This window comes from Streptomyces sp. NPDC050423 (genome assembly GCF_040655445.1).
GTDB lineage: Bacteria > Actinomycetota > Actinomycetes > Streptomycetales > Streptomycetaceae > Streptomyces.
In genome coordinates, this window is record NZ_JBFAJY010000067.1 from 1 (window position 1) to 20,615 (window position 20,615).

The following is a 20,615-nucleotide window of genomic DNA, read 5'->3' on the forward strand; positions in this document are numbered from 1 at the left end:
GCACGCACCCAGCCCCGCTCCTTCTTCCGCGTGACAACCCAATACAGGCCCTAGGCCGGAGCGTGCACGGGGGCGGTGACCGGATGCCGGTCACCGCCCCCGTGCACGCCCGGGTCGGCCCTCAGGGGGCCGACGGCGCGAGTTCGAGCGCGGCGTGCAGGGCGCCGGAATCGGCGCGGGCGTCCGCGCCGTCCAGCCGAAGCGTGGTCCGTCCCGAGGTGAGGACCGTGAGCGTATGGGCGCACTCGGCGGCCTGGGCCGGGCTGGGCGACACCAGCAGTACGGCGATGCCCTCGTCGGCCAGCGTGGTGACCAGCTCGTGCACCTGACGGACCAGGGCGGGCGCGAGGCCCTCGGTCGGCTCGTCGAGCAGCAGCACGCTCGGTGAGCCGAGCAGCGCGCGGGCCAGGGCCAGCATCTGCTGCTCGCCGCCGGACAGATCCGATCCCCGGTTGCCCCGCCGCTCGCCCAGCCGGGGCAGCAGCTCCAGGACCCGCGCGGGCGTCCACACGCTCGGGCGCGCGGTGTCGCCCCGGCGCGGCGGACGGTAGGACAGCCGCAGGTGCTCGGCGACGGTGAGGCCGGCGAAGACCCGGCGGCCCTGCGGAACGAGGCCGATCCCGGCGCGGGCGATCCGGTGTGCGGGCCGGCCCGTCACGTCCCGGCCGTCGAGCCGGACGGTGCCCGCCCCGGGACGCATCAGTCCGGCGACGGTGTGGACGAGGGTGGTCTTGCCCGCGCCGTTGTGGCCGACGACGGCGTGGACCGTGCCGGCGGGCACCGACAGGTCGACACCGTGCAGGACGGTGCCGCCGTGGTAGCCCGCGGTCAGGCCGGTGAGTTCCAGCATCGTGGGCCGGGTCATCCTCTCGCGTCGGTGGTGGACGGGCCGGCGGCGCGCGTGGCGGGCTCCGCGGCCACGCTGTCCGCGTCGTCGTCCCGTGCGCGGTCCGGCGTCGTGCCCGTGTTGTGGTAGGCGTCGCGGACCTCCGGGTGGGCGAGCGCCTCCCGCGTCGGCCCCGTGACCAGGACCCGCCCGGCCGCCAGCACGGTGACCGATGTGGCGAGTTGGGCGACGACCTCGACATGGTGCTCGACCAGGATGATCGCGACGCTGTCCGGCAGACCGCCCAGGATGCCGAGCAGCCGGCCGATGTCACCGTCGGTCAGGCCCGCCGCCGGCTCGTCCAGGAGCAGCAGCCGCGGGTCGCCCGCCAGCGCGGCGGCGAGGTCGAGCATGCGGCGCTGCCCGTGGGACAGGGTGGAGGCAGGCCGGTGGGCGAGGTCCGCGAGGCCGACGGTCTCCAGATGACGGCCCGCGGACTCGGTGTGCAGCCGGTAGCGGGACGGGCTGCGCCAGGCTCCGCGCCGCTTCGGGTGGTGCGGCCAGCCGGCCAGTACGACGTTGTCCAGCACCGTCAGTTCGGAGATCACCGCCGGCTGCTGGAAGCTGCGGGCGATGCCGAGACGGCTGCGTCGGGCGGTGGCCGTCCGGGTGATGTCCGTGCCGTTCAGGGCGATGGTGCCGTGGTCGGCCCGGTCCGTACCCGCGATGAGGTTGAGCAGCGTGGTCTTGCCGGCGCCGTTGGGTCCGATGACGGCGTGCCGGGCGCCCGCGGGGAGACACAGACTCACGTCGTCGACGGCGGTGAGGCTGCCGTAGCTGCGGGTGAGATGGGCGAGATCCAGCACCGGGGACGGTGGTGCGGCGGTCTTCGCGGGCGTCATGGGGAGACCTTCCCGGCGGTGGAGGGTGTGGACGGTGTGGGTGTGGACGGGGCGCCGTCCGTCCGGCGTCCGTCCGGCGCACGCCCGCTCCGGCCGGGTCCGCCGAGCAGGCCGGCCAGACCTCGGGGCAGCAGGTACACGGCGGCGATGAACAGCGTCCCCAGCAGCAGTGGCCCGTGACCGGGCCATGAACCGGCGACCCAGTCCCGGGTGAATACGATGAGTCCGGCACCCAGCAGAGCGCCGATCACGGACGTCGTGCCGCCGATGACGACCGCCAGCAGTGCGAACGCGGCGATCTCGAAGCCGACGTCGGCGGGGGAGAGGTACTGCTGGACGCTGACCATCAGCGAGCCGCCGACGCCGGCCAGTGCACCGGCGCAGACGTGGGCCACCAGCAGATAGCGCCCCACGGGGTGCCCCGAGGCGCGCATGCGCGCCTCGGCGCCCCTGGTACCGGTCAGCAGCTTTCCGGCCGGGGAGCGCAGCACCAGCAGGGTGACGGCGACGGCGACGACGGCGACGACGAGCGCGTAGTTGTAGAGGTCGCTCTCCTCGGTCATCCCCTCACCGCCCCACAGCGCCTGGGTGGACGGGAAGCCGACCAGACCGTCGGCGCCACCGGTGACGGACTTGACCTGGTTGATGACCGCGCTGGTCAGCTCACCGACGGCGAGCGTGATCATCAGCACGGTGGTGCCGCGCGCCCGGATCACGGCGGGCCCCGTCACCGCCGAGAACACGGCTGCGGCGAGTGCCGACAGCACGATCTGGACCGGTCCGACCGTCCACCCGGCGTCCGCGAGATTCGCGGTGGCGTACGCGCCCACGGCGAACGGCGCGGTCTGCCCGAGTGTGGGCAGTCCGGCGTAGCCGGTGAGGATGGTGACACTGACCGCGAGGAGCCCCAGAGCCAGGGCGGAGCCGGCCAGCGAGATGCTGTACGAGTCGAGCATCCCCGGCAGCGCGATCAGCAGGACGAGAAGGACGAGCAGCGGCGCGGCCTGCCGCCACGCGGCCCCGCGCACGAACCCGCCGAGCCTGCCGGTCCCGCCGTACCCCCTGGGACCGCCGGGACCGCCCGGGGATCTCGCGTCGCCCGTACCGCTCCCCATACCGCCGGCTGCCTCCTCCGCGGGACCGGTCGTCGCCGCGGCCCGGCGCGCCCCCAGCCGTGCGGCGAGGTGGCGGCGGAGCCGGGCCACCGGGTCCGGGTCCTGCGGGCCGTGCACCGTCGCCGGTTCCGCGAAGCGGGAGCGGAACACCAGCACCGCCGCCATCGCGGCGAAGAGCAGGTACGGCGCCAGTTCGGGCAGCACCGAGACGCCGAGCGTCTGGACCTCGCCCACGGCGATCGCCGCGAAGAACGTCGCCCACAGCGAGCGCAGCCCGCCGAGGACGACCACCACGAGGGAGAGCATGAGCACGTTCTCGGACGTGCCGGGCCCGGGGCCGATGATCGGCGCCCCGAGCACGCCCGCGGCACCGGCCAGCGCCCCCGCCGCCGCGAGGACGCCGGTGTGCACCGCCCGGGGGCTGTGGCCGGTGGCCGCGAGCATCTGCGGGTCGTCGGCGGAGGCCCGTACCGCCGCCCCCACGCGGGTCCGGGTCAGCACCCACGTACCGGACACCGCCAGCAGCACGGCCATCACGATGAAGCAGAGCCGGTAGGCGGGATAGCGGTGGCCCAGCAGCCTCACGGAGGTGTCGAGCACCTGGGGGACGCGTACCGGGAGCTCGTCCGCCCCGAAGAACTGGATGAGCAGATCACCGCCGACCAGGGCGATGCCGAAGGTCAGCAGTGCCTGAGCGAGATGCCCACGCCGGGCGAGCGGAACCGTCGCGGCGGACAGCCCCGCCCCGGCGAGGGCCGCAGCCGCGGTTCCGGCGGCCAGCCCGAGGACGAGGCCGCCCCAGGTTCCGTCACTCAGCTCGGCGCCCGTGTAGGCGCCGATCGCGTACAGCGTGCCGTGCGAGAGGTTCAGCACGCCGGCGGTGCCGAACGCGAGGCTCAGACCGGCGGCGACCACGAACAGCAGCAGCCCGTAGGCCACCCCGTCCACCGCCGGCATGAGGTGGGCATCAAGAAGCTCCATGTCAGCCGCCGAGTGTCGCCAGGTCCTGGACCATGACGTTGGCGAGCTGGTTGCCGTCCGGCCGCACCTGACGCAGGTACCAGGTCTGCACCGGCGAGTGCGCCTTCTCGCCGAACTCCCAGGCGCCGCGCGGACTGTCGATCTGACCCAGGCCGGCGATGGCCTTGTTGATGGTCTTCGACGTGACGTCACCGTCCTTCGCGGCGTCGGCGATCGCCTTGTCGAGTACGCCGGCCGCGTCGTAGGACGACATCGCGTACGTGGTCGGCTGCGTGTCGTACTCGGCCGTCCAGTCGGCGGCGAACTTGCGGTTGGCAGCGTTGTCGAGGTCGGGCGCGTAGTTCAGGACCGAGTAGATGTCCTTCGCCGCGTTGCCCTGGGCCTGCAGCACACTGCCCTCGGTGACGAAGGCCGTGTACAGCGGCAGATCGGCGACGTCGGACTGCGCGTACTGCTTGGCGAAGTCGATCGCGGCCTTGCCGGCGTAGAAGCAGTACACCGCCTTGGCGTCCGTCTTGGCGATGTCGGCGAAGTACGGCATGAAGTTGGTGGTCTGCGGGAACGGCGTCCAGGTGGTCTTGCCGTTCGGGTTGGCGAGCTTGCCCTTGATCCGCTTGAACTCATCGGTGAAGCCGCGCAGTTCGTCGTACCCGCCCTGGTAGTCCGGGCCGATCGCGTAGACCGGTCCGTTCACCTTCTCCTTGACGTACGGGGCGATGGCCTTGCCGGGCTCGTCGGACATGAAGCTCGTCGTCCACACGTATTCGAGGTCCTTGACGGGCGGCCGGGCGTTCGACCCCAGGAACGGGATCTTGGCCTGGTTGACCAGCGGCATCACCGCGGCGACCGAGCCACCGCTGACGAGGCCCGTCAGCACGTCGACCTTGTCCTTCTTGACCAGCTTGGTGGCGGCGGGGACGGCGGTCGGGGGACCGTCGCCCTCGTCCGCCACGATGAGCTCGACCTTGCGCCCGCCCAGCTTGTTGCCGTGCGTCTTCAGATACAGCTCGAAGCCGGCTCGCAGGTCCGTGCCGACCGGCTTGTAGGTGCCGGACAGGGAGGCCACCAGCCCGACCTTCACGGTGGTGTCACTGGCGCCGCTGTCGCTGCTGCACCCGCTGGCGGCTGCCAGACCGAGGGCGAGGGCGGCTGCCGTCAGCGGCCGGAATCTGCGGTGACGTGCAAGGGATATGTCGAAAAACATGAGGGCTCTTATCGGGAGGAGGGGGCAGAACGGGCTGACGCGGCCGCCGAGCGGGGCGGCGGACGGGCCGGGTGCGGCGGTGGGGGAACCGCGGGGGGTCAGCGAGTGGGCGAGTGGCTCGGGGTGCGGACGTGAGGAGACAGCGAGTCACCGACCTGGTTGATCAGTTCGGACATCATGTAGCTGACCTCGCCGATGTCCGCGTCCCTGGTGGTGGTCACCAGGAGCGAGGCGCCGCTGGAGACGGCCATCGAGAACATATAGCCGCCCTCCATCGCGGTGAGGCTGTGCTCGACGGGGTCGGTGTTCGTCAACTGCGCCGCGGCGGAGAGCAGGTTGACGACGCCGGAGGCGATGGCCGCCAGCCGGTCGGCGTCGTCACGCTCCACACCGGTGTAGGCCAGCGCGAGTCCGTCCACGGACACGGCTATCGCCTGGGTGACTTCCGGAATGCGTCCGGCGAAGTCGCTCAGGATCCAGCTCAGGTCGGTGGGTGAGGTCATTTCTTGGTCCGTTCGGTGTCGTCGTCGGTGGCGGAACGCCCGCGGGGGTTCGTGCTCCGGTTGATGCCCTGGGCGTAGGCCGCGAGGACGTCGGAGACCTGCCGGGAGTCCCGGCGGCGGGGCGACGGCCGCGGTGCGGCGGCGCCGGACCGCTGATCGGTGCCGCCCCGTTTGCCCAGGGTGGGCCACTGCTGGGGCGTGTTGCGCTGCCGCAGGGGCAGACCGGAGGAGCTCACTCCGGCGATGCGCGAGACGGGTTCGTCGTGCACGGGATGCGGGGCCGCGGTGGTGGCGCGCTCGCGCGCGTCGGTGTCGGAACCGGCGCCGTAGGGGCCGCCGCGCCCGTCGGTGCCGCCGGACGCGGCACCCCCGTTGCCCGGGTGAGGGGACTCCGCCGCGGCTGCGGGAGCACCGCCCGCCCGGACGCCGATACCCGCGCCGACGGGGCGGGCCGGCCGCCCGCCCACGTTGCCCGGCTGCCGGCGGCCTGGCTGTCCGTGTGCGGTGATCGGACGGGGTGCCTCGTAGCGGACGCCGTCGCCGCGGCTGTCGCCGCGGTCCTCGCCGGGCGTGCCCTGCGCCGGCAGGGCTTCCTGCGGGATCTCGGACAGCACGTTGGCGGGCAGGGTGACCTCGGCGATGGTGCCGGGCCCGGAGGAGTCGCGCAGTTCGACAACGATGCCGTGACGCGCCGAGAGCCGTGCCACCACGTGCAGACCCATGGACCGTACGTCCCCGATGCCCGCCTGCGGCTCGCGCAGCGCGGCATTGTGGAGGGCACGGCGTTCGGCGGTGATCCCCACTCCCTCGTCGACGATCTGCACCACGGCCCGGTCCCACAGCCGCCATACGGCGACCCCGACCTGTAGGTCGGGAGGGGAGAACCGGGTCGCGTTGTCGAGGAGTTCCGCCAGGATGTGCGCCACGTCGTGAACGGCACGGGCGGCGATGCCGATTCCCGACTCGATCACGCCGAGGGAGACGCGGTCGAACCGCTCGATCTGCTGGGCCGCCGCCACGATGACGGTGGAGCAGCCGATGTCGGCCGAACGAACCCGGGCGTTGCCGTAACCACCCAGCACCAGAAGGTTGTTGGTATTGCGTTCCATGCGGATGGCGAGGTGGTCGAGGGCGAAGAGCGTCTGCATGCGCTCGGGGTCGGCCTCGTCGCGCTGCACGGTGTCGAGCTCCGACACCATGACGCTGGTCAACTGCGCGCCCCTGCGGGCGACACGGACCAGCGTCTCTGCGAACTGTTCGTGAACCCGGGCCTGTTGGGCGGCAAGTCGGACGGCTTCGTGATGGACGGCGTTGAACGCCTCGCCGACCTCGCCGATCTCGTCCCCGCCCGTGGTGCGGACCGGGTTGCCCGACCGCTCCGCGACCTGCTCGGGTGTCGAGCCGCTCAGCGCGCCCGGCCGGGACAGCTCGCTCATCACGGCGGGGAGTCCGGTGTGGGCGACCTCGTGCGCGGCATTGCGCAGATCGCGCAGCCGCCGGATCATGACGCGTCCCAGGCGGACGGCGACGATGACGACGCCCACCAGGGTCAGCAGCACCAGGGTGACCTCGGCGCCGGCGGTCCATATGAGCTTGGTGCGCTCCTTGGAGACCGTCGCGTAGACGGACGCGTCGATCCTCTTCTCCACCGAGCGCAGCAGGGTCTGACGGTCACCGGAGGCCTTCTGCCACGCCTGCGGGGTGACATCGATGCCCTTGCTGGTGCCGGTGCGCCCGATCTGGTCCTCGAGCCGTCGGGCCTCCAGCGCCTTCGGGCCGGAGAGGGTGCGCTCCAGCCAGGTCCGCCACTCGCCGGGGCCGAGGCCGAACATGGCACCGGTCGACTCCGTGTAGCCCAGCCGGCTGGCGTCGAACGTTCGCTGCGAGGCGACCGTGAAGCCGCCGGCGGCCTGCGCCCTCATCACCGTGACCTGCTGCTGAGCCGTGTGCTCGGCGGCCTCGGACAGGGCGGCGGCGGCGCGGATCCGGTCCGCGATGTCCGCGTCGACACCGTCGGCCTGTGCGATGCCGTCGCGGTAGCCGTTGAGGTCGGCGATGACGATCCGGTAGCCGAAGGCGAGCGCGGAGATGGTGCTGCTGCCCGAGCGCACCTGGGCGCGCAGGGCGGGCAGTTCGTCCATGAAGCGTTTGATGCGGTCCAGCGCGGCCTGTGCGCTGCCGGGGACTTCGGACAGTTGGCCGATCTTGCTGTTGAAGGTGGTGATGCTCTTGTCGGTCGCGCTGGAACTCGTCTGGAACGCGTCCGAGGATCCCTGTTTGGAGACCGATGCGGTGGCGGCTGCTCGCTCACGCTGTAGCTGGTGTGTCAAGTCACCGGCGGCTGCGGCGACATCGACCATCTCCGTCAGCCGGTCGGCCTGGAGCGCCTGATTGGTCGCGGGCGCGAGTGCCAGAACCGAGAAGGTGACCGCAACGGTGAGCGGTGCGGTGACGAGCAGGACGAGACGACGATTGATTTTCACTGCGCGGCTCCATCGCCGGAACCGGTGCTGAGTATCGGTGACACGCAGATACCTGTTAACGGGGTGTGGGGGTAACGGTAGGGACGCTGGTGCATCGTGTGCACAGTTGCAGATGGGACAAGCGGGGCGGGCGGGGCTCCAGTGACGCGGCCTGATCCTATGCCGTAGCACCTAACTACCGATGCCTGCATCGTCGAAAGTTTGCGCTCATCTAGCGGCGCGGAAGCGATCCCGCTCGGTCAAAAAAGGCCGGACGGTGAACTCCACAAGGGTAAGCGGAATCGCTGGTACGCCTCGGCGGAATCCCTCTAAACGGCTGCTCACGCCCCTTCTGGCGAGCTCTCAGTCACCCATGTGGAAGACCCGTGTGCCCCGCTTTACCCTGCGTTGACGAATCGTCGGTTGCTGGGTGGCCGTTGCGGAAAGGTTAGATCCGATTAGCGATGGCGACCGTTCCGGACGGGCCCTCGTCCGCCGGGTGGTTGCACGGGGGGTCGGTGAACGTCAAGTGCCGTGCGGTGAAGGAGTGGTGATGATGCGACAGATCACCGTGCGAATCGCACACATTGCCGCGCCACGCCTGAACTGCCCCTGTTCGGCTGGTATATGCCCTGGGGGCAGCCCGGCGGCCGCAGCCTGTCGGGGCGGCCGCCGCTCCCCCTACGGTGGGGAGCGGCGGCCGGTGATGCCGGCGGGCCTTACGGTTTGCGGCCCACCGCCACGTACCCCGCGCTGATGATGTCCTCCTGGCCGGGAACCGGTTCGCCGAGCTCGGGGTGCCATGCCTCGGCGGCCACGATGCCGGGCTCGACGATCTCCAGTCCGTCGAAGAACGCGGCGAACTGGGCGCGGTTGCGCGGCGCCAGCGTGAGCGTGTTGGCCCTGTACATCTCGTCGACCTTCTGGGCCTTCTCCGGATGGAAGTCGGCGGTGAGGTGTGAGATCACCACATGACTGCCCGGCGCCAGCACGCCGGTCAGCCTGCTCATCAGCTCGTAGGCGCCGTCCTCGTCGCTCACGAAATGCAGAAGCGCAATCATGGAGAGCGCGACCGGCTCGCTGAAGTCCAGTGTCCTGCCGGCGTGTTCGAGGATGGCGTCCACATCGCGGGCGTCGGCCTGCACGTAGTCGATCGCACCTTCCGGGCTGCCGTTCAGCAGAGCCTCGGCGTGGGCCAGCACGATCGGGTCGTTGTCGCAGTAGACGACCCGCGTGGCGGGTACGGACCGCTGGGCCACCTGGTGGAGGTTGGGCTCGGTGGGTATCCCCGTCCCGATGTCGAGGAACTGCCGAACGCCCTGGCCCGACAGCCAGCGGGTGGCGCGGTGCATAAAGGCCCGGTTCACCTTCGCCATCACCGGAATGCCCGGTTCGAGTGCGAGCATCTGCCGGCCCATCGCCTCGTCCACCGGGTAGTTGTCCTTGCCGCCGAGGAACCAGTCGTACATCCGTGCGGGATGCGGCTTGCTGGTGTCGATGTGCAGGGAGGTGGCGTCGTTCGCCGGTCGGGACATGGTGAACTCCAGGGTGCGTGAGGCATCGGGCGATCAGCTCGCCCCCAGAATAGGGAACTTGCGCTCCCCGGAGTCCGCGCAACCGCCTCCGGTGTTTGCTTCCTGCTTCCTGCTACGCCTGTTCGGTTGTGACGTTCTGCTGTGCCGGAACGGCCGTGGCGTCCTGTTGTGCCGGTACGGCTGTGGCGGCTGCCTCGGGCAGCGAGGGCGCCACCGCCTCTTCGGTCGAGCTGTCCGCCTGCAGCTTCTTCATCCGGTCCAGCAACTCTCCCAGCCTCGCCATCGGCTGTGTTTCGAGGTAGGCGGAGAGATCGCCGCCACCGATGAACTGCGGTACGGGTGCCTTCGTGATCTGTTCGAGCATTTCGAGCACCACCACGTTGTTCAGCCCGAGCAGCTCGATGCGGGCCTTGAGCTCCACGGCCGCGCGCCGGCTCTCGCCCCGTACGCGTACCGCGTCGATCGCGTCCTCCCGTTCCGCGTTCTCCAGCGCCACGTCGAGGAGTTCACCGCGCATCTGCTCATGGGCCGGCCTCTTCATGGCCTCGTTGAGTGATGGGTCCTGGGCCTCGAATTCGCCCAGGGTGGTGATCCGGGCCTCCACACCCCACCCCTGAAGCGCGCTGCGTACGCGCGAGGTGAGGTTGGTGCGGGTCTCGGCGTACGTTTCGAGGAATTCCTTGACCGTGGCCGCGGCGGCGATCTCGTTGAAGTACGAGACGACGATGGCACCCAGCACCCGCTCGACGAAGCGCTGGACCGGAAGCGGGTCCCGGTCCAGTCCGCCGACGCCCGATGCCCGGCCGCCGCCGTTCCTGCTGACCAGCCCGGGAGCGGACTGCTGCGGAATCTGCAGGGTCTGGCTCATGTCCACGAACAGCCGGTGACCCTGGACGGTGACCGCGATCCGATTCAGATGCGCGTCGTAGTTCCGTGATTTCTCCGGGGACTTGTCGTTCCATTCCAGGATGAGGAGACGGGTCGGGATCAGCACGACGCGAACGAAATAGGGATTGAGGGCACTGACGGTGCCCTCTCCCAGGGTTTCCTCCTGCACGCCCCGGTGCCCGCCGTTCCGCAGGAACACCCACGGCAGCCGGAAACCCTGATGACCGTCCACGCGCGGACCGAGTTGATCGGGTGACTCCGGGGCCGCACCGTCGAGGGTGATCACCACGCCGGTATAGCCGACCGGAATGGAGATCTCCTGAAGATGCTCCGCGGAGAGCTCACCCCCGCTCGCCTTCTCGACGGTCTCGACGGTGATCACGTCGAACAACACCGGGTTGATGCTGTAATACGCCCCGCCCTGGAGGATGGCCATTTGCCTGCCCTGCTCACCGCCACCGGCGAGGAAGCGGCCGCCGTTCTGGAAGTCCTCGCATTCCACATGGGGTCCGAAGATGCGCTCCGGCGGCCGGATCCGGCCCGCCTTCGCGTTCACCAGTCCGATCGTGCCGGGCGGAACGTAGACACGCTCGACCTGCTCGACCTCGAACAGATCCGTATTGATGTAGTACGACTGGCCAGGGGCCAGCGTATCGGCCTGCCTGCCCTGTTCACCCCCGTTCAGCAGGAAGGCCCGGCCGTCCTGGAAGTTGTCGCACACGACGGACAGCCCCAGGGACCGGTCCGCCGGCCGGATCCTTCCCTCCTTGGCCGTGACCAGGCCGATCCTGCCCTCCGCCACCTGTGTGCGGGGCAGGAAACGGACCTCGTTCAGGGCGGGGAGCACCCAGTTGGAGCGGCCCGGCAAAAGGGTTTGTGCCCGTACTCCCCGGGTGCTGTACGGCGTGATGTTGCGGAACTCCGGATGGGTGCGCCCGTACCGTCGGCGCACGACACCGACCCGGTCCGACGGAATGCTCCGGTATCCGAGCCAGCCGATGAGAGCGGCCGCCGCCAGAATCGCGACCGCTCCGACGGCGGTCAACGGCCCGGCCGAAACAACGACGATGGCCAGGTATCCCGTGGCAAGGGGCATCATCACTGGATTGTCTCTCCATTTCCGTGCGCCGCGTTCTTTGCGCTCGCGCTTCCGTTTCGAAATATGTTGCACGAGTACGGCGACGCCGACGAAGTTCACCAGTGTGAAGGCTTCGTCCCGGTCGGTATAGATGTCGATCAGGATCGCGACCGAAGCAGCGATCAGATATACGATGAACTTCACCGGTTGATCCCCTTGCTCAGGGCGTGCGTGTGCGTTGCCAGCACCGTGGTCACCCATTGGTCGTACCAGTCGAGAAAACGCTCGTTCTGCGGATTGCGCAGGGTGGGATAGAACCCCCGGCGCGGACCGTGGCCCGCCGATCCGGTGAACTCGTGGTACCCCTGCGGAATGCTGCTCTCGACGGAATCCCGCCATCCGCAGGCCACCGACAGCGCGAGGAAATCCGCGTGCCGTGCACGGCGTACCCGGGACAGTGCCGCCTGTGCGCGAAAGCCCTGCCTTCCGTGCGAATGATCCGACCAGACCGCGTCGATACCGGCCAGCACCTCGACGGGGATCCGGCGAGCGTCCCGCGCACCCGTCCATCCCTCGTCGAGCCGGTCCGCAGCCTCCAGCAGCACGGCGGTGGTCTGGAGATCAGCGTGCGCGAACTCCCCTTCGGCCAAGCAGGAGTTGATCCGATCGATCGAGACCGTGGCCGGCACCCGCACGGTTCCCACCGGAGGATGTGCGAGCGGGGCCGGGAGCGCCGGGGGCGGCTCACCCGGGAGTACGGCGCCCGCCGAGCCGTCCAGCGCTCGGAGCAGGCCGAGTTCGTCCGGGCGCAGCAGCCGGCCGTTCCGCGCGTCGACGTACCAGGTGTGTGCCAGGTGGTAGTTGCGTTCCCCGTCCAGCAGGACAGGGAACAGGGGGCGCTGGTGCAGCATCGCTTCGAGGATCATGCGGGTGATGTCGTCGGAGTCCTGGGCCTGCGGCGACATCAGTACGACGACGGCGCTCGCGTACGCCAGTTGCTGCCGGATCTTCCAGAACTGGGCGTCTCCCGGGCGGAGATCGGCGACCGACCAGACTGTCATCCCGGCCGCTCTCACCTGCTCGACGAGCGCCCGGCCGTACGCCGCGTCGGCCGAGGCGTAGCAGACCACGAACGCGTGCTGGTCCGGCTCGGTGAGGGGGCGGGGTGCCGACGGCAGTGCCGCCGCGATGTTCTCCTCGCATGCCGGTCCACCGGACCCGGCCGGGGCGGGCCGCGCCGCCTCGCTCCGGATGACAGCGGCGAGTTCCCCGACCTTCTCGTCGTACTCCCGCTCACCGAGGCTCCGGAAGTCCCGCCATACCCGGTTGGCGGCAAAGGGCGGGAGGCGGACCTCGCCGATCAGTACCGGGATGAAGCGAAGGCCGCGCTCGGCTCCGGCGGTGGCCAGGGCGGCGTACTCCTCAAGTGCCCGTGGCGAGGCGGCTGAAGCCGGGCTGATGACGGCGATGGCGCACGCGGCTTCACGGACCGCCGTGTCGAGCCGGTGCACGATCACGTCCCCGGGCAGCACGTCCCACTCGTCGAAGAAGACCCTGAGGCCGTTGCGGGACAGCCTGTCCGCGAGATCGCCCGCCCATGCGCCGTCCTCCTGGGCGTGGGAGATGAAGACGTCGATCAGGAGGCATCACTCCGCGGCCGCACGGCCCGCACCAATGAGGCGAGGCGCTCGTCGAACTCGGGGGTGCCGGGGTTGCGAAGGTCCAGTGGCCGGCGGATACGGGCGAAGGGCGGCAGCTCCACGTCCTCCACCAGCACCGGGATGAACCGCTGTCCGCCGGAATGGGCACGCTGGAGCAGTGCGGCGTACTCGTCGCGGATCGCGGAGTCGTTCATGGTCGCGCCGCTGAAGAGCAGGACCCCGTTGGCAGAGGCGAGCAGGGCCCCCTCCTTCTCCAGACTCTCCACCAGCCCCGGGCCGATCCAGGCGGCCAGAAACACTCGCAGCCCTTCGGTGCGCAGCCGCGAGGCCAGCAGCTCCGCCGACTCGCTGTCCGCTTCGGTGTAGGAGACGAAGACGTCGTAGCGCCCATCCGGCTCCGGCGAGGGAGGGGCGGGGGAGGGGGCGGGGGTGCGTCTGCGGCTCAACCGCTCACGCACTTCGAGGGCGGTCGCAATGACAGCGGCGACCGCGCTGATGATTGCTATCGCCAACTCCCACCATTCAAGAACCATGGATGCAGATTAACTTCAACGCCGGCCGATCCAGGGGTGTTCGAGTGTGCATGGCCTGATTTGGACCAGCGAGAGGCGGCGTTGGGTGGCCCATGGGGCAGGCGGGGGCTGTGTGTGTTTGCGCAAGTAACTCTTCCGGGTGGACATCCTGCGCGGAGTTGACGGTGGAGGGTGAGTGCGGGTCATTGGGGTGGTGGTCGCCTCGTCGGGCTCATCCGTGAGGCGGGGCCCGGACCCGGATCGGCATCCGGTGAATGGTTACCGAGGCGTAACTTACTGATGGGTTACCTTCGGTAAGTTCCGCTGCTAGCTTGCGCTCACCTGCATTCGGAGCAGAGCGAGGAGTGAGCTGTGAGCCGCAAGAGCACCCGTTTGCGTTCCACCTTCCATGCCGCGAACCCGGCGACTTTCCCCAGTCGTACGCGACGTCCCGGCGCTGTGCGCGTGCTGGCCGTCGCCGTGACCGCGGCGGCCTGTGCGGTCACCTGCGCCGTACCCGCCACTGCCGTCGACGGGGCGGAGCCCGTGGTTTCCCGGGGCGTGACCATCCCGGACTTCTACAATCCGCCCGCCGAGCTGCCTGCCACCAATGGTGCGTTGATCCGTCAGGAGCCGCTCCCTCTGGGGCTGGGTATTCCGGGGCTGGACGGGCGTCCGATGCCCGGCACGGCCACCCGGCTGATGTACAGGTCGACCGACTCCAACGGGCAGCCGGCCGCGGTGACCGGTGCCTACATCGAGCCGTCGGCCGCCTGGAAGGGCGGCGGGCCGCGTCCGCTGGTTGCGGTGGCCGCGGGCACGATGGGCCAGGGCGACCAGTGCGCGCCCTCGATGGCGCTTCAGTACCCGCTGACCCTGAACGGTGAGACGCTGTCGGTCGGTTACGAGGCCCTGGCGATCTACCGCCTCCTCTCAACCGGTACCGCGGTCGTCGTCACCGACTACGTCGGACTCGGCGCGACCGACCGGCTCCACACCTACGTCAACCGCGTCGACGAGGGGCACGCCCTGCTGGACGCGGCCCGCGCCGCACACGCCGTGCCCGGCGCGTCCATCACCGCCGAGTCGCGCACGGGGCTGTACGGATACAGCCAGGGCGGCGGGGCCAGTGCCGCAGCCGCCGAACTACAGCCCTCCTACGCACCCGACGTCGAACTGGCCGGCACGTACTCCGGTGCGCCGCCCGCCGATCTGACCGCGGTCATGAAGGGCATAGACGGCAGCGCCCTCGCCGGCGCGCTGGCCTGGTCGATCAACGGCTTCGCCCAGGCCGACCCCGACGTCCGGAGCGTCGTCGAGGCCAACATCAACGCCGCGGGCAAGGCCGCGCTGAAGGACGCCTCGACCATGTGCGTCGGCGACGCGATCCTCGGCTACGGCTTCGCCAAGAGCAGTAAGTGGACCAACAGCGGCAAGTCCATCGGTGACGTCATCGCGGCCGAGCCCCGCGCGCAGGCCGCTCTCGACGAGCAGCGCATCGGCAACCTCAAGCCCGCGGGACCGGTGCGCCTGGCGACCGGCGTCCAGGACGACATCGTTCCCCACGCCCAGGCCCGCCGGCTGGCGGTGGACTGGTGCGGCAAGGGCGCGAACATCACCTATGACGCCATCATCCTGCCGAACCTCGGCGACAAACTCCTCACCAACCACGTGGTCCCGCTCATCACCGACCAGGGCGACGCGATCTCGTGGCTGACCGACCGCCTCGCGGGCCGGCCGGCCACGTCCAACTGCTGGACCATGCCGCTCCAGCCCTGACCCGCCTGCGGCGTTGATCGGCTCTGCGCGTTGATCGGCCTTGCGCTCCCGCCGGCCTTCCGATCCCACCGGGCAGCCACATCGGGCAGCCGCTCCCACCGGGCTGCCGGCCCGGTGGGAGCGGTGCTGTTGCGGGGCGGGTCGTCAGCGCGATTCCCGCTCGGCCGCCTCCGCGACGCTCTTGATGTTCGCCAGTCGCCGGTCCCAGTCGGCTGCCAGTCCGGCCATCCAGCGGGCCGTCGCGTTCAGTGCGGCGGGCCGCACCGAGTACCGCACCTCGCGTCCGACCCGGCCCCCGGAGACCAGTCCGGCGGCGTCCAGCACGGTGAGGTGTTTGACCACCGCCTGACGTGAGACGGGGAGCTGTCCGGCGAGCGACGTCGCGGTGGCCTCGCCCTGGGCCGCGAGCAGATCGAGCAGCCTGCGCCGCGTCGGGTCGGCCAGCGCGCCGAGGACGCTGTCGACGGCCCCGGTGGCGTCGGCGTCATCGGCGGCGTCGGGGTGTTCCTCCGTCACGCGGAAGGCTGTTCGGCGCGCTTCTTCAGTGCGCCGAGCTCCATCGGCCAGCCCTCGGTGTGGTCCTTGAGGTTCTGGCTGCGCAGCTCCTCGGACCCGGCCAGCGCCGTGAACCCGCTCTCGACGACGCGCAGCCGCGTCTTCTGGCCCTCCGGGGTCAAGGTGAACTCCACCAGGGTGCTGTTGTCCTCGCGCAGTTCCTCGCCGGGGAACGCGCTGGTCCAGCGGTATGCCAGATACGTCGGCGGCTCCACCTTCTCCACCCGTACCGGGAAATCGCCGTGCTCGGAGTTCTTGGCCACCAGTGACTCGCCCTCCCTGGCCACGGTGCCGGGCAGGCTCGCCTTGTCGGCCACCCAGAACCCGGGTTGCGCCACCAGTGACCAGACCCGGTCAAGGGACGCCTCGATGAGGGTTTCGCGTTCGATCCGGTCCTCGCTCATGGGATGACTCCTTGAGTTCGTCTGTGAATGCTGTCAGCGGCCCCTGCCGGTGGTCCCGGTCGGTGGGTGCTGCCATTTGGTGCAACTCCAGAGTTGCACGTTACTGGTTCGGGAGCAACTGGAGGGTTGCACATCGCGCGGGGGGAGTGGGAGTGGCGTGGGAGCGGAGTGGGGTGCGGCGAGGGAGCGGCTTCGCCGTCGCGCCGGTAATCCGGTGTCGCGACGGGGGTGGCGGCACGATCATGGGACTGGTCCCCCGCCCGTCCCGCCCCCGTAAGGAATCGTGCATGTCAGTGCCGGCCGATCCGACCGTGCTCCACCCGATGCCCGGCCAGCCGCGGGTGGTGCAGCTCAGACCCCTGGTGAAGTCCCCGCTGATCGAGGTGGGGGAGTACTCGTACTACGACGACCCGGACGACCCCACCGCGTTCGAGACGCGCAATGTGCTCTACCACTACGGCCCGGAGAAGCTGGTCATCGGCAGGTTCTGCGCGCTGGGCACGGGGGTGCGGTTCATCATGAACGGCGCCAACCACCGGATGGACGGTCCGTCCACCTTCCCGTTCCCGACCATGGGCGGGTCATGGGCGAACCACTTCGACCTGCTGACCGGCCTCCCGGGCCGAGGAGACACCGTCGTCGGCCACGACGTCTGGTTCGGCCACAGCGCCACGGTGCTGCCCGGGGTGCGGATCGGACACGGCGCGATCATCGGCAGCGGCTCCGTGGTCACCAAGGATGTGCCCGACTACGGGATCGTCGGCGGCAATCCGGCGCGTCTCCTGCGCACCCGCTACAGCGAGCGGGACATCGCCCGGCTTCTCGCGGTGGCCTGGTGGGACTGGCCGGCGGAGCACATCACCGAGCACGTGCGGACCCTCATGTCGGGCAGCGTCGACGCGCTCGAAGCCGCGGCCCCGCCCGTATGACACCGCCGCGGAGCGGCGTACGGCGGCGCACCGAAATCCAGGTGCGCGGGGCCCGGACGCGGGCTACGGTCTCCGGCATGAACTTCCTCCAGATCTACGGCTGACGCGGACGGGGCAGCGCCCCGCCCTCGTCCGGCACGTCCGTGTGCGCGCCCACGACCCGGCACCTCCGCCGGGGTGGCCGACGCACCGGTCCGCCGTGTCCTTTCCGCCGTAGACCTGAAATGAGTGATCCTCCATGTCCCGTCGCCGCGCACACATCACGATGGTCGGCATCCCCGCCGTCAGCCACGTCCTGCCGAGCCTTGAGGTCATCCGTGAGCTGGTGGCCCGCGGCCACCGGGTCACCTACGCCAACGATCCGATGGTGGCCGAGCGGATCGAGGCCACCGGTGCCGAGCTCGTCCCGTACGGCTCCGTGCTGCCGGTCGTCGACAACAACTGGCCCGACGACCCCATCGCCGCGATGAGCCTTTTCCTCGACGAGGGTGTCCAGGCTCTCCCGCAGTTGCGGGCCGTCTACGACGACGACCCCGCGGACCTCTACCTGTACGACATCGGCGCGTACGCCGCGCGGGTGCTGGCCGAGTCGCAGAACCGTCCTCTCATGCAGCTGTCCCCGACCATCGTGGGCTGGGAGAGCTACGGACAGGACGTGGCGGCGCAGCTCTGGACCCTGCCGGGCGCCGACGCGTACCGGGCGAGGTTCGGCCGGTGGCTCGCCGGGTGCGGTGCGTCCACCACCGACATGGACGTCTTCTGCGGCCGCCCCGCGAACACCCTCGCCCTGATCCCCCGGGCGATGCAGCCGCACGGCGAGGACGTCGACACGGACACGGTGACGTTCGTCGGCCCGTGCCTCGGCCGGCGTGACGGCGAGCCGGCCTGGACCCGTCCCGCCGACGCGGAGCGCGTCCTGCTGGTTTCCCTGGGGTCGGCGTACACCGACCGCCCCGAGTTCTACCGCCAGTGCCTGGCCGCGTACGGCGACCTGCCCGGCTGGCACGTGGTGCTCCAGATCGGCAGGCGCACCGACCGGCGGGAGCTCGGTGTCATCCCGTCCAACGTCGAAGTGCACTCCTGGGTACCCCAGTTGGCGATCCTGGAGCAGGCCGACGCCTTCGTGACCCACGCGGGCATGGGCGGCAGCTCAGAAGGGCTGTTCACCGGGGTCCCGATGATCGCCGTCCCGCAGGGCGCGGAGCAGTTCATGAACGCCGACCGGCTCGTGGAGCTCGGTGTGGCCCGCCGCATCGACACCGACGACGCCACGGCCCAGGCGCTGCGGACCGCCCTCGCCGAGCTCGTCGACGACCCGGCGGTCGCTCGTCGCTCGGCGCTGCTGCGCGCGGAGGCTCGGGCCGAGGGCGGCACGGCGAGGGCCGCCGACCTCGTCGAGGAACTGCTGGGCTGACCCCTCCGAGGGCCACCCCTGAGGGGGCGGTGACGCGGGGAGGGAGGCCCGCGTACCGCTCCGGTCAGCCGGGGGCCTTGCGGCTGAGTGCTTCCCATGCCTGGTAGAGCCCGGCCCTGGCCCGGTTCAGTTCCTGGACCTGGTCGTAGGACCGGCCGCCGACGACGAGGCGCCGGGGCGGTTCAGGCAGTGCGGCCAGTTCCATGATGACGGGGGCGGCCGTGCTCGGGGGCGGCCCGGCCTCCTCGCCCCACATCTCGGCGAGTTCGGCGCGCAGGGGACCGTAGTGCGGGAGGGCCTCGGTCGCCGTGGTGCCCTGGGTGAACAGGCCGGTGTCGTAGCCGCCCATCTCCACGACGGTGACCTTGATGCCGAACGGCTCGACCTCCATCGCCAGCGCCTCGCTGACCGAACTGAGCGCGGCCTTGCCCGCACCGTAGAAGCCGACGGACGCCATGCCGCCGCCGGCGCCCATCGAGGTGACCTGAAGGATGCGGCCGGAGCCCTGCGCGCGCAGGTGCGGCAGGACGGCCTGGGCCACCCAGACCGCGCCGAAGAGGTTGACGTCCAGATGCGCCCGGATCTGTTCCTCCGAGGCTTCCTCCACCATCCCGTAGAGCAGCCCTCCGGCGTTGTTGACCACGACGTCGAGCCGACCGAAGGCGGCGGCCGCGCGGTCCACGCCCTCGAACACGGCCCGGCGGTCGGAGACGTCCAGCGGGAGCGGGACGAGTGCGTCCGGGTACGCGTCGGCCAGGGCCACGAGGGGTTCGGTGTTGCGGGCCGCGGCCACGACGCGGTCCCCGGCGGCCAGGGCCGCCTCGGTGAACGCTCTGCCCAGGCCTCGTGAAGCGCCGGTGATGAACCAGACTCTCGCGGTCGTCATGCGATCCCACCTTCCGAAGCGAGACGGTGCGTCTCGGTTCGCTTTACTCTGCACGGCGACGATGGTCTTGTCAATACGGACCGGTCCGTCTCGTGTGGTGCTAGCCTGAGTCCATGCCCCAGGTCAGAAAGCCGGATCGCTCCCGGCGCAGCGAACGTTCCCGGCAGGCGATCCTCGAGGCGACGCGTGCGCTGGTGTCCGAGGTCGGGTACGGCAAGGTGGCGATCGAGACCATCGCCGCACGGGCCGGCGTCGGCAAGCAGACGATCTATCGCTGGTGGCCCTCCAAGGGTGCGGTGATCTTCGATGCCTTTCTGGCACTCAGCGAGGGCACCGAGGGGCAGGGCGCGGCGCTGCCGGACACCGGCGACATCGAGGCCGACCTCAGGACGGTCATGCGCGCGACCGTCGCCGAGTTCGCCGACCCGGAGTTCGAGAAGCCGGTCCGGGCGCTCAACAGCGAGATCAGCAATGATCCCGATCTTGCCGCGCAGTACCGCGAGAAGCTGGCCCGGCCCGTGGACGAGGCCAAGAAGGAACGACTGCGCAGCGCGCAACGGGCCGGCCAGCTGGCCGCCGACGCCGACCTCGATCTGCTCCTCGAAGTGCTCTACGCGCCGCTGTTCCAGCGCTGGTTGCACCGTTCGGGGCCGCTGACCGCCGAGTACGCCGATGCGCTCGTCGGCATCACGCTCAGGGCTTTCGGGCCCTGAGCCGGGCTCCTGTCCTGCGGCGCCGCCCCGGGGTGCGCCGGGAAAACGGTGCGGGGCCGCGCGGTGTGTTCACCGTGCGGCCCCGGGCCGTTGGATCGTGCGGGTCGTGCCTGTGCCGGGTGACGGGTCAGCCCTTGCGGGTGGTGATCTCGTCGGTGAGCTGGGGCACGACGTTGAAGAGGTCGCCGACGACGCCGTAGTCGACGAGGTCGAAGATCGGGGCCTCGGCGTCCTTGTTGATCGCGACGATCGTCTTCGAGGTCTGCAT

Annotated in this window: 17 protein-coding genes and 1 pseudogene; 4 read left to right on the top strand and 14 right to left on the bottom strand. The window is 70.4% G+C overall.

What is annotated here, in order from left to right; genetic code table 11:
* Window positions 1-121 precede the first annotated feature (121 nt).
* The 10 genes from AB0I52_RS31490 to AB0I52_RS31535 form a co-directional block, all read right to left on the bottom strand.
* A complete protein-coding gene (locus AB0I52_RS31490; protein WP_363078411.1) occupies window positions 122-850 on the bottom strand; it encodes an ABC transporter ATP-binding protein in 729 nt (242 codons plus the stop codon).
* A gap of 11 nt (window positions 851-861) precedes the next feature.
* Window positions 862-1,728 carry an ABC transporter ATP-binding protein gene (locus tag AB0I52_RS31495; protein ID WP_363078387.1) on the bottom strand — a complete coding sequence of 289 codons (867 nt, stop codon included), beginning with the start codon at window positions 1,726-1,728 and terminating at the stop codon, window positions 862-864.
* The gene (locus AB0I52_RS31500; protein WP_363078389.1) at window positions 1,725-3,824 is read right to left on the bottom strand and encodes an ABC transporter permease; all 2,100 of its coding nucleotides are present in this window, start codon (window positions 3,822-3,824) and stop codon (window positions 1,725-1,727) included. The genes AB0I52_RS31495 and AB0I52_RS31500 overlap by 4 nt, the downstream gene beginning before the upstream one ends.
* A gap of 1 nt (window position 3,825) precedes the next feature.
* Window positions 3,826-5,028, bottom strand: coding sequence for an ABC transporter substrate-binding protein (locus AB0I52_RS31505; protein WP_363078391.1), 1,203 nt, complete (start codon window positions 5,026-5,028; stop codon window positions 3,826-3,828).
* 98 nt (window positions 5,029-5,126) lie between these two features.
* The gene (locus AB0I52_RS31510) at window positions 5,127-5,531 is read right to left on the bottom strand and encodes a roadblock/LC7 domain-containing protein (protein WP_362960408.1); all 405 of its coding nucleotides are present in this window, start codon (window positions 5,529-5,531) and stop codon (window positions 5,127-5,129) included.
* On the bottom strand, window positions 5,528-8,014 hold the full coding sequence (locus tag AB0I52_RS31515; RefSeq protein ID WP_363078394.1) for a sensor histidine kinase: 2,487 nt from the start codon (window positions 8,012-8,014) through the stop codon (window positions 5,528-5,530). The genes AB0I52_RS31510 and AB0I52_RS31515 overlap by 4 nt, the downstream gene beginning before the upstream one ends.
* 698 nt (window positions 8,015-8,712) lie before the next feature.
* Window positions 8,713-9,528, bottom strand: coding sequence for an SAM-dependent methyltransferase (locus AB0I52_RS31520; protein ID WP_363078396.1), 816 nt, complete (start codon window positions 9,526-9,528; stop codon window positions 8,713-8,715).
* A 112-nt stretch (window positions 9,529-9,640) separates the two neighbouring features.
* Window positions 9,641-11,755, bottom strand: a complete 2,115-nt coding sequence (locus AB0I52_RS31525; RefSeq protein ID WP_363078413.1) for an SPFH domain-containing protein — start codon at window positions 11,753-11,755, stop codon at window positions 9,641-9,643.
* Window positions 11,695-13,134 (bottom strand): TIR domain-containing protein, encoded by a 1,440-nt coding sequence (locus tag AB0I52_RS31530; RefSeq protein ID WP_363078415.1) that lies wholly within the window; start codon window positions 13,132-13,134, stop codon window positions 11,695-11,697. The genes AB0I52_RS31525 and AB0I52_RS31530 overlap by 61 nt, the downstream gene beginning before the upstream one ends.
* On the bottom strand, window positions 13,131-13,688 hold the full coding sequence (locus AB0I52_RS31535) for a toll/interleukin-1 receptor domain-containing protein (RefSeq protein WP_363078398.1): 558 nt from the start codon (window positions 13,686-13,688) through the stop codon (window positions 13,131-13,133). Before AB0I52_RS31535 ends, AB0I52_RS31530 begins: the two co-directional genes overlap by 4 nt.
* 438 nt (window positions 13,689-14,126) lie before the next feature.
* Between AB0I52_RS31535 and AB0I52_RS31540 the strand changes: the two genes are divergently transcribed.
* Window positions 14,127-15,446 carry a lipase family protein gene (locus tag AB0I52_RS31540; RefSeq protein ID WP_363078417.1) on the top strand — a complete coding sequence of 440 codons (1,320 nt, stop codon included), beginning with the start codon at window positions 14,127-14,129 and terminating at the stop codon, window positions 15,444-15,446.
* 144 nt (window positions 15,447-15,590) lie between these two features.
* On the opposite strand, the gene AB0I52_RS31545 is transcribed toward AB0I52_RS31540, so the two are convergent.
* Window positions 15,591-15,962 carry a metalloregulator ArsR/SmtB family transcription factor gene (locus AB0I52_RS31545; protein WP_363078400.1) on the bottom strand — a complete coding sequence of 124 codons (372 nt, stop codon included), beginning with the start codon at window positions 15,960-15,962 and terminating at the stop codon, window positions 15,591-15,593.
* A complete protein-coding gene (locus AB0I52_RS31550; RefSeq protein ID WP_363078402.1) occupies window positions 15,959-16,405 on the bottom strand; it encodes an SRPBCC domain-containing protein in 447 nt (148 codons plus the stop codon). The genes AB0I52_RS31545 and AB0I52_RS31550 overlap by 4 nt, the downstream gene beginning before the upstream one ends.
* 287 nt (window positions 16,406-16,692) lie before the next feature.
* Here AB0I52_RS31550 and AB0I52_RS31555 point away from each other — a divergent pair, with 287 nt between their 5' ends.
* Together AB0I52_RS31555 and AB0I52_RS31560 are read left to right on the top strand one after the other, a co-directional pair.
* Window positions 16,693-17,334, top strand: coding sequence for a CatB-related O-acetyltransferase (locus AB0I52_RS31555; protein WP_363078404.1), 642 nt, complete (start codon window positions 16,693-16,695; stop codon window positions 17,332-17,334).
* Between the two features lie 238 nt (window positions 17,335-17,572).
* Window positions 17,573-18,748, top strand: a complete 1,176-nt coding sequence (locus AB0I52_RS31560; protein WP_363078406.1) for a macrolide family glycosyltransferase — start codon at window positions 17,573-17,575, stop codon at window positions 18,746-18,748.
* Between the two features lie 64 nt (window positions 18,749-18,812).
* Here AB0I52_RS31560 and AB0I52_RS31565 read toward each other — a convergent pair whose 3' ends face one another.
* Window positions 18,813-19,634 (bottom strand): SDR family NAD(P)-dependent oxidoreductase, encoded by an 822-nt coding sequence (locus AB0I52_RS31565; protein WP_363078408.1) that lies wholly within the window; start codon window positions 19,632-19,634, stop codon window positions 18,813-18,815.
* Window positions 19,635-19,747: 113 nt separating this feature from the next.
* On the opposite strand from AB0I52_RS31565, the gene AB0I52_RS31570 reads away from it, so the two are divergent.
* Window positions 19,748-20,347: a TetR/AcrR family transcriptional regulator gene (locus AB0I52_RS31570; RefSeq protein ID WP_362960437.1), complete on the top strand. Its 600-nt coding sequence runs from the start codon at window positions 19,748-19,750 to the stop codon at window positions 20,345-20,347.
* 127 nt (window positions 20,348-20,474) lie between these two features.
* Here the strand turns inward: AB0I52_RS31570 and AB0I52_RS31575 are convergent.
* Window positions 20,475-20,615 (bottom strand): annotated as a pseudogene (locus tag AB0I52_RS31575) (electron transfer flavoprotein subunit alpha/FixB family protein); the annotation flags it as partial.

Bases quoted from the DNA above. Each gene is read 5' to 3' on its own strand.
- AB0I52_RS31490 (WP_363078411.1), bottom strand. From the start codon at position 850: ATGCTGGAACTCACCGGCCTGACCGCGGGCTACCACGGCGGCACCGTC.
- AB0I52_RS31495 (WP_363078387.1), bottom strand. From the start codon at position 1,728: ATGACGCCCGCGAAGACCGCCGCACCACCGTCCCCGGTGCTGGATCTC.
- AB0I52_RS31500 (WP_363078389.1), bottom strand. From the start codon at position 3,824: ATGGAGCTTCTTGATGCCCACCTCATGCCGGCGGTGGACGGGGTGGCC.
- AB0I52_RS31505 (WP_363078391.1), bottom strand. From the start codon at position 5,028: ATGTTTTTCGACATATCCCTTGCACGTCACCGCAGATTCCGGCCGCTG.
- AB0I52_RS31510 (WP_362960408.1), bottom strand. From the start codon at position 5,531: ATGACCTCACCCACCGACCTGAGCTGGATCCTGAGCGACTTCGCCGGA.
- AB0I52_RS31520 (WP_363078396.1), bottom strand. From the start codon at position 9,528: ATGTCCCGACCGGCGAACGACGCCACCTCCCTGCACATCGACACCAGC.
- AB0I52_RS31525 (WP_363078413.1), bottom strand. From the start codon at position 11,755: ATGGGTGACCACGGTGCTGGCAACGCACACGCACGCCCTGAGCAAGGG.
- AB0I52_RS31535 (WP_363078398.1), bottom strand. From the start codon at position 13,688: ATGGTTCTTGAATGGTGGGAGTTGGCGATAGCAATCATCAGCGCGGTC.
- AB0I52_RS31550 (WP_363078402.1), bottom strand. From the start codon at position 16,405: ATGAGCGAGGACCGGATCGAACGCGAAACCCTCATCGAGGCGTCCCTT.
- AB0I52_RS31555 (WP_363078404.1), top strand. From the start codon at position 16,693: ATGTCAGTGCCGGCCGATCCGACCGTGCTCCACCCGATGCCCGGCCAG.
- AB0I52_RS31560 (WP_363078406.1), top strand. From the start codon at position 17,573: ATGTCCCGTCGCCGCGCACACATCACGATGGTCGGCATCCCCGCCGTC.
- AB0I52_RS31565 (WP_363078408.1), bottom strand. From the start codon at position 19,634: ATGACGACCGCGAGAGTCTGGTTCATCACCGGCGCTTCACGAGGCCTG.
- AB0I52_RS31570 (WP_362960437.1), top strand. From the start codon at position 19,748: ATGCCCCAGGTCAGAAAGCCGGATCGCTCCCGGCGCAGCGAACGTTCC.